The 6,246-nt window shown below is 64.9% G+C and carries 6 protein-coding genes and 1 riboswitch; of the genes, 3 read left to right on the forward strand and 3 right to left on the reverse strand.

Annotated features, from left to right (window positions below):
• The first annotated feature begins 8 nt into the window (after positions 1-8).
• The 3 genes from DDZ18_RS13595 (at position 9) to thiC (ending at position 3,585) form a co-directional block, all read left to right on the forward strand.
• Complete coding sequence (locus DDZ18_RS13595; protein WP_109253948.1) at positions 9-404, forward strand: hypothetical protein; 396 nt, start codon at positions 9-11, stop codon at positions 402-404.
• Positions 401-1,123 carry a hypothetical protein gene (locus DDZ18_RS13600; RefSeq protein ID WP_109253949.1) on the forward strand — a complete coding sequence of 241 codons (723 nt, stop codon included), beginning with the start codon at positions 401-403 and terminating at the stop codon, positions 1,121-1,123. The genes DDZ18_RS13595 and DDZ18_RS13600 overlap by 4 nt, the downstream gene beginning before the upstream one ends.
• A gap of 43 nt (positions 1,124-1,166) precedes the next feature.
• Positions 1,167-1,264, forward strand: a riboswitch (TPP riboswitch).
• A gap of 149 nt (positions 1,265-1,413) precedes the next feature.
• On the forward strand, positions 1,414-3,585 hold the full coding sequence (thiC, locus tag DDZ18_RS13605; protein ID WP_109253950.1) for a phosphomethylpyrimidine synthase ThiC: 2,172 nt from the start codon (positions 1,414-1,416) through the stop codon (positions 3,583-3,585).
• A gap of 17 nt (positions 3,586-3,602) precedes the next feature.
• On the opposite strand, the gene DDZ18_RS14015 is transcribed toward thiC, so the two are convergent.
• The 3 genes from DDZ18_RS14015 to DDZ18_RS13610 all read right to left on the reverse strand — a co-directional run bounded on the left by DDZ18_RS14015 (position 3,603) and on the right by DDZ18_RS13610 (position 5,557).
• On the reverse strand, positions 3,603-3,743 hold the full coding sequence (locus tag DDZ18_RS14015) for a hypothetical protein (protein WP_199241161.1): 141 nt from the start codon (positions 3,741-3,743) through the stop codon (positions 3,603-3,605).
• A gap of 361 nt (positions 3,744-4,104) precedes the next feature.
• Positions 4,105-4,659, reverse strand: coding sequence for a DUF6680 family protein (locus DDZ18_RS13830; protein WP_146190686.1), 555 nt, complete (start codon positions 4,657-4,659; stop codon positions 4,105-4,107).
• 16 nt (positions 4,660-4,675) lie between these two features.
• Positions 4,676-5,557: an HNH endonuclease gene (locus DDZ18_RS13610; protein ID WP_199241162.1), complete on the reverse strand. Its 882-nt coding sequence runs from the start codon at positions 5,555-5,557 to the stop codon at positions 4,676-4,678.
• Between the last annotated feature and the right edge of the window lie 689 nt (positions 5,558-6,246).

Here is a 6,246-nt window from a genome sequence, read left to right on the forward strand (position 1 = left end):
GGCCCCTCATGACCGACATCACCCTCGTGCTCGCGCGATTCATCGGCATCTACTTCATGGTCGCGGGGCTGGGCGTGATCATGCGCCGCCGGACCATCGGCGATTTCGTCCGGCGCTATCGCGAGGACCCGGTCATCAGCTTCATCGCGGGCGTGCTGGCGCTGTGGTTCGGCCTGGTGGTGATGGCGCTCAACTGGGACTGGTCGGCCTTCCTGCCCGCGGTGATCACCTTCATCGGCCTGCTCGCCGCAGTGAAGGGCGGGCTGCTGATCATCCTCGGCAAGCGCGTGATCGTGCTGTCGCGGCTGTACGAGGAGAACCTCCACACCGCCGGGATCTGGGGCATCCTGATCACCGTCATCGGCGCGCTGCTGACGGGCGCGAGTTTCGCCGCGCAGCCATGAGCGACGCCGCCGACAGCGTGGTCATCGACAAGCGCTATTGCGGGCCGCCGAACTCGGGCAATGGCGGTTATAGCTGCGGCGTGATGGCCCGTCTCATCGACGGGCCGGCCATGTGCGGGCTCAAGGCCCCGCCGCCGCTCGACCGGCCCTTGCGGGTCTCGCGCAACGGCGCGGTGGCGCTTCTCGACGGGGAGACGCTGATCGGCGCGGCCGAGCCCGCCGACGCGCCCGATCTCGACATTCCCGCCCTTCCGCCCCGCGAGGCTATCGAAGCCGCCTCGAGCCGCTATGTCGGCTTCGAGCGCCACGCCTTTCCCGGCTGCTATGTCTGCGGACCCGAGCGCGCCGAGGGCGACGGGCTGAGGATCTTCGCCGGTCCGCTCGACGGGATCGACGCCGTCGCCGCGCCGTGGACGCCGGACGCCTCGCTGGCGGACGCGGACGGCCGCGTCGGCGTGGAGCATGTCTGGGCCGCGCTCGACTGTCCGACCTGGGCGGCCTTCGGCGACGGCGATCTCGCTGCGCTGCTCGCGCGCATGACCGCCGAGGTGCGCGAGCGCCCGAAGCCCGGAGAGGCCTGCGCGATTCTGGCCTGGAAGCTGGGCTCGGAAGGCCGCAAGCATCGCTCGGCCGCCGCGCTCTACGGCGAAACCGGCGACGTGCTCGCCGTCGCCGAGGCGCTGTGGATCGAGCCGAAGGACCCCGCCGCCTTCGCCTGATCCCGGCCTTGCGCGCCGCGGCGCGCGTCTTCATTCTGCGCATCGAAGTTCCAAGGGGTGTCCGGCGCAAGCCGGGCTGAGACGTCACCCTCAGGACCGGATCCGGGTCATGCCGGCGTCGGGATGGAACGAAGCGGGCCGACGCCCCTTCCGCCTCTTCCTTCGTCAAGTGACCCCTCACATCGTCATTCCCGCGCAAGCGGGAACCCAGGGATTTCCGGGCGCTGCGCGTCCTCTCTGGGTCCCCGCCTTCGCGGGGATGACGAAGGCGGAATGAGCGAGCCAGAGCCATGAACAAGCCCACCAACCAATCCGCATTCGCGACGCCCGAGGTCACGACCGGCCCGCTGGCGGGCTCGCAGCGGGTCTATACGAGCCCGGAGGCCGCCCCCGACCTGAAGGTCCCCCATCGCGAGATCGAGCTCCACCCCACCGCGATGGAGCCGCCTGTCCGGGTCTATGACGGCTCGGGCCCCTACACCGATCCCGACCAGACCATCGACGTGGAGGCCGGCCTGCCGCGCACGCGGACGGCGTGGGTGCTCGAGCGCGGCGGCGTCGAGGCGTATGACGGCCGCGAGCCCAGCCCGCTCGACAATGGCGGGGCCAAGGGGAAGCATCTCGCCCGGGCGTTCCCGGTGCGGCATCGGCCGTTGCGGGGCGTTGAGGCCACCCCCCCCTCGGCTCTTCGGGCCACTCCCCCCGCAAGCGGGGGGAGAAAGGGGCGCGGCGCGGTTTCCTCCCCCGTTTACGGGGGAGGTGTCCGCGAAGCGGACGGAGGGGGGAGCGCGGCGAAGCCGCGCCCACCCGTCACCCAGCTCGAATTCGCCCGCGCCGGGATCGTGACGAAAGAAATGATCTACGCCGCCGAACGCGAGAATCTCGGCCGCGCCCGGGCCCTGCCCGGCGCCGCGGAGCGCCGCGCGGACGGCGAGGATTTCGGCGCGGCGATTCCCGAATTCGTCACGCCGGAATTCGTCCGCGACGAGATCGCTCGCGGCCGCGCCATCCTCCCGGCCAACATCAATCACGGCGAGCTCGAGCCGATGGTGATCGGGCGCAACTTCCTCACCAAGATCAACGCCAATATCGGCAATTCGGCCGTGGCCAGCTCCGTCGAGGAGGAGGTCGACAAGATGGTGTGGGCGATCCGCTGGGGCGCCGACACGGTGATGGACCTGTCGACCGGCAAGAACATCCACAACACGCGGGAATGGATTCTGCGCAATTCGCCCGTCCCGATCGGCACGGTGCCGATCTACCAGGCGCTGGAGAAGGTCGGCGGAGTCGCCGAGGACCTGACCTTCGACATCTTCGCCGACACGCTGATCGAGCAGGCCGAGCAGGGCGTGGACTATTTCACCATCCACGCCGGCGTCCGGCTGCCCTACGTGCCGATGACCGCCGACCGGGTGACCGGCATCGTCTCGCGCGGCGGCTCGATCATGGCCAAGTGGTGCCTCGCCCACCACGAGGAGAGCTTCCTCTACGCGCGCTTTTCGGAGATCTGCGAGATTCTGCGCGCCTACGACGTCTCGTTCAGCCTCGGCGACGGTCTCAGACCCGGATCGATCGCCGACGCCAACGACCGCGCCCAGTTCGCCGAGCTGGAGACGCTGGGCGAGCTCACGCAGATCGCCTGGGATCATGGCTGCCAGGTCATGATCGAGGGGCCGGGTCACGTGCCCATGCACAAGATCAAGGCCAACATGGACAAGCAGCTCGAGACCTGCGGCGAGGCGCCCTTCTACACGCTGGGTCCGCTCACCACCGACATCGCGCCGGGCTACGACCACATCACCAGCGGGATCGGCGCGGCGATGATCGGCTGGTACGGCTGCGCCATGCTCTGCTACGTCACGCCGAAGGAGCATCTGGGGCTGCCCGACCGCGACGACGTGAAGACCGGGGTGATCACCTACAAGATCGCCGCCCACGCCGCCGATCTCGCCAAGGGCCACCCGGCGGCCAAGCTGCGCGACGACGCGCTTTCCCGGGCGCGCTTCGAGTTCCGCTGGGAAGACCAGTTCAATCTCTCGCTCGATCCCGACACGGCGCGCGATTTCCACGACCAGACCCTGCCCAAGGAGGCCCACAAGGTCGCCCATTTCTGCTCGATGTGCGGGCCCAAGTTCTGCTCCATGGCGATCACCCGGGAGATCCGGGACGCGTATGGGAGCGCGCGGAGCCCGAACGAAGAGGCCCCTCATCCTGAGGTGCGAGCGAATGCGAGCCTCGAAGGAGAGGGGCCAGGCGCCGACGACCCTTCGAGGGCCGCTTCGCGGCCGCCTCAGGGTGAGGGTGCAGAGACGGACGATCCTCCAGGCCCTCGTCCTTCGAGACGGCCCTTCGGGCCTCCTCAGGATGAGGGTCTGACCCGCGCCGAGGCCGAGCAGGGCATGGCCGAGAAGGCCGAGGAGTTCCGCGAGAAGGGCGGGGAGATCTATTTGCGGGAGGAGTAGAGGCCGCGCCCGGAACGCTACCGGTTCTTCATATGCTCCAGCCCGGAGACCGATCCGGTCTTCTGGGACGGCTGGGAGGCGTTGGTCTTCTTCTTCTGGTTCTTTTCGGCCTTGGGTTTGCGGGTTTCCCGGCTCGAACGTTTCTGGCTCTTGGCCATGATGTGATCCTTTGCGCGAGGCGAGACGCCTCGCGCGCGAGCATACGCCCGATTTCCTCCGCCTCCTAGCGCGTGATCAGGTGAAGCGGGAACCGGTTCACCGGTTCTATCACGCGACCACTCAAGGGATCCTGCTCCAGCAGATTGGCGGGCGGCTGGCTGCGCTCAGCCCGCGAACCCGGGGAGCCGGAGATCGAAGGGCGCCGAAGCCGGCATGGCCGGCAAGGGCGGGGAGTTCCGCGACAAGGGCGGGGAGATCTACATCGACAACAAGGGGTAGGTGGCAGGATGGTTGGCTTTCGTGCTCGCCATAGAGCGCGGCGATCATCTCCGGCGCGCGTCAGTTCTATGATAAGCAAGATTATTCTTCTGAAGAGCCTTCGGGATCAGTAGAAACGATGGTTCGTGCCATGACCTCAGATGCATCAGCGCTCCGTTTCGCGCTTATCGCGATATGAGGTAAAGCATCGAGTGCATTTGCCATTCTTATATCCTGAAGATACAAGCCTTCTGAGGTATAATCTTCGATCTGCTCTGATGTTAACCCTTTGTATCCGAGGTCTTTCAGGATTTCGGAAATCAAAATTCCCTGACGTCGAGCTGTTTCATCTTCTGCCTGATCTTTCACTTCTTCAGACGGCTTAAACCGGGCCGCATTGAGGAATTCTTTGTGGGCATTCATCACTTGGGCGTTCCGGTTGAAGTAGACAGGTATGGTCCGAATTGCCCAGCTGAATCCCGGATCGGCGTGCCGACCCCGAGTCGCCAAGAGAGTTTGAAGCACGTTTTCTCGACGCTCCCGATCCCTGCGCTGCCCCTCCCATATGAGACTAATTACCACCGCCACGGTTGGACCGATTACCGCCGCAACAGCTGCACTGAGCGCTAGGATTAAATTTGCTGTTTCGGCTTCCATGGTAGAGTATTTTCGATCACCGGTTCGAATTTAAGTTTAACCGCAGCGCTCCCGCGACGCACGCGAGCATTTCCTCGCGGATCTTGCTGGCATTCTCGCCAAAATGCGCTCTTCGATGGTCGTTGGGGCAAATGGCGATCACGTTTGAGATATTGTCCGCGCCGCCTTCCGCTAATGGAATGATGTGGTGGGTTTCAAGATAAAGCGCGCCAGATGTAGTCTTGAAGCCGGGCGCTCCGCAATATTCGCATTTGCCGGCTGCGCGCCTTAGCGCGGCGTCACGAACACGGCCGTCGCGGTTGAATACGAGACCGGTTCGCTCTGATTGTTCCCCCAGGCCCTTGGCGACAAGGTCAAGGTTGAACTGGTCGATATAAGGCCCATTCATTAGGCCGCGTTCGATCACATGCTCACCGGTTTCGTCGTCATAAAAGAGAATTCTCCAAGGCTCTGGATCGAGGTCCCGACGCGTAACCTTGCTCGCACCATCATCTGGATCGGCCGCGTCTTGCATTTGGCCATCTACGAATACCACGCGTAGAGGAACCCCACCGAATGCTGCGGTCCGGACGGCATCGTCAAGCCTGTCGACGCGCGCAGCCCACTGCGGCACGGGCCGCTTCTTTTGGCGAAAATGGAGGGCGTCTACGCGAAAATTATTTCGCTGGATAATTCGATCATTTTCAATCTCGCATTTCTGAAACCAGAGATTCAAAACAACGACTTTGCCCGGTTCGACAAACGCCCATTCGTAACAGTACTTTGGGTTGGCGGCGGCGTAGGTCGGGCCTTTCGCATAATTGCCCCAATCAGACACATCGACTCCTGCTTCGGCGACAGCATCCATCACCGTGCGTTTTCCCAGAGGCCGCAATTTCTCTAGATTCACGCCCGCCATTATGTCCCCAGACTTCAATACGAATTACACTCGAATTGTACTCGCCTAAGCCGTGTCCGCTACTCCGCATTTTACGATAAACGGACACACCTCCTGTTCATACAGCGCCGTGAGCCCCCGTTAAGGTCATCCCCTCATCTTGAGGGGCTTTGCGCAGAGCGCGGAGCCTCGAAGGATAGGAGGCCGGGCACCGGCCTGATTATCCCCACCCCCTCGACCCTGGCGTATTCTCACCCCATCCCGATCCCGCGGAGGGGCGTTTCTAGACCGTCTGGACGCGTGGGGGCGGGAGCGGCGCCTCGAGGCTTCGCCCGGCAACGAAGGGGGAAGCTGAAAGAGCGGCCGACACAGGGGCGATCCTGGAGACGTTCCGGGTCGCGCGGCGGCGAGGCGGCGCCGGTCTTCTCCGTTTCGGGCCTCCGGGCCCGGGAGGCCGGCAAGCTTTTGAGACGTGCCGTGCGCGTATCGGATCCGGAGCCGGGGGTCGGACGGACCCGCCGGCGCGCGCTCGCCAGGCTACGACACGGTGTTATGAGACAAGTCCCGCCGGCCGGAAAATCGCCGCGCGCGGGCGGTCCGAAGGGCCGCCGCTAACACATCCGAGAGGCCCGCCGGACCGCCCGCGCGACCCTCTTCTTCTCTTCATGGGGGCGGGGTGGGAGCTGCGGCGCCGGGGTGGGCGGGTATCC

It is taken from the genome of Marinicauda salina, assembly GCF_003122085.1.
Lineage (GTDB): Bacteria > Pseudomonadota > Alphaproteobacteria > Caulobacterales > Maricaulaceae > Maricicauda_A > Maricicauda_A salina.

What these genes read in the sequence shown, in the direction of transcription:
- DDZ18_RS13600 (WP_109253949.1), top strand. Translation starts at nt 401, where the DNA reads ATGAGCGACGCCGCCGACAGCGTGGTCATCGACAAGCGCTATTGCGGG.
- DDZ18_RS13595 (WP_109253948.1), top strand. Translation starts at nt 9, where the DNA reads ATGACCGACATCACCCTCGTGCTCGCGCGATTCATCGGCATCTACTTC.
- thiC (WP_109253950.1), top strand. Translation starts at nt 1,414, where the DNA reads ATGAACAAGCCCACCAACCAATCCGCATTCGCGACGCCCGAGGTCACG.
- DDZ18_RS14015 (WP_199241161.1), bottom strand. Translation starts at nt 3,743, where the DNA reads ATGGCCAAGAGCCAGAAACGTTCGAGCCGGGAAACCCGCAAACCCAAG.
- DDZ18_RS13610 (WP_199241162.1), bottom strand. Translation starts at nt 5,557, where the DNA reads ATGGCGGGCGTGAATCTAGAGAAATTGCGGCCTCTGGGAAAACGCACG.
- DDZ18_RS13830 (WP_146190686.1), bottom strand. Translation starts at nt 4,659, where the DNA reads ATGGAAGCCGAAACAGCAAATTTAATCCTAGCGCTCAGTGCAGCTGTT.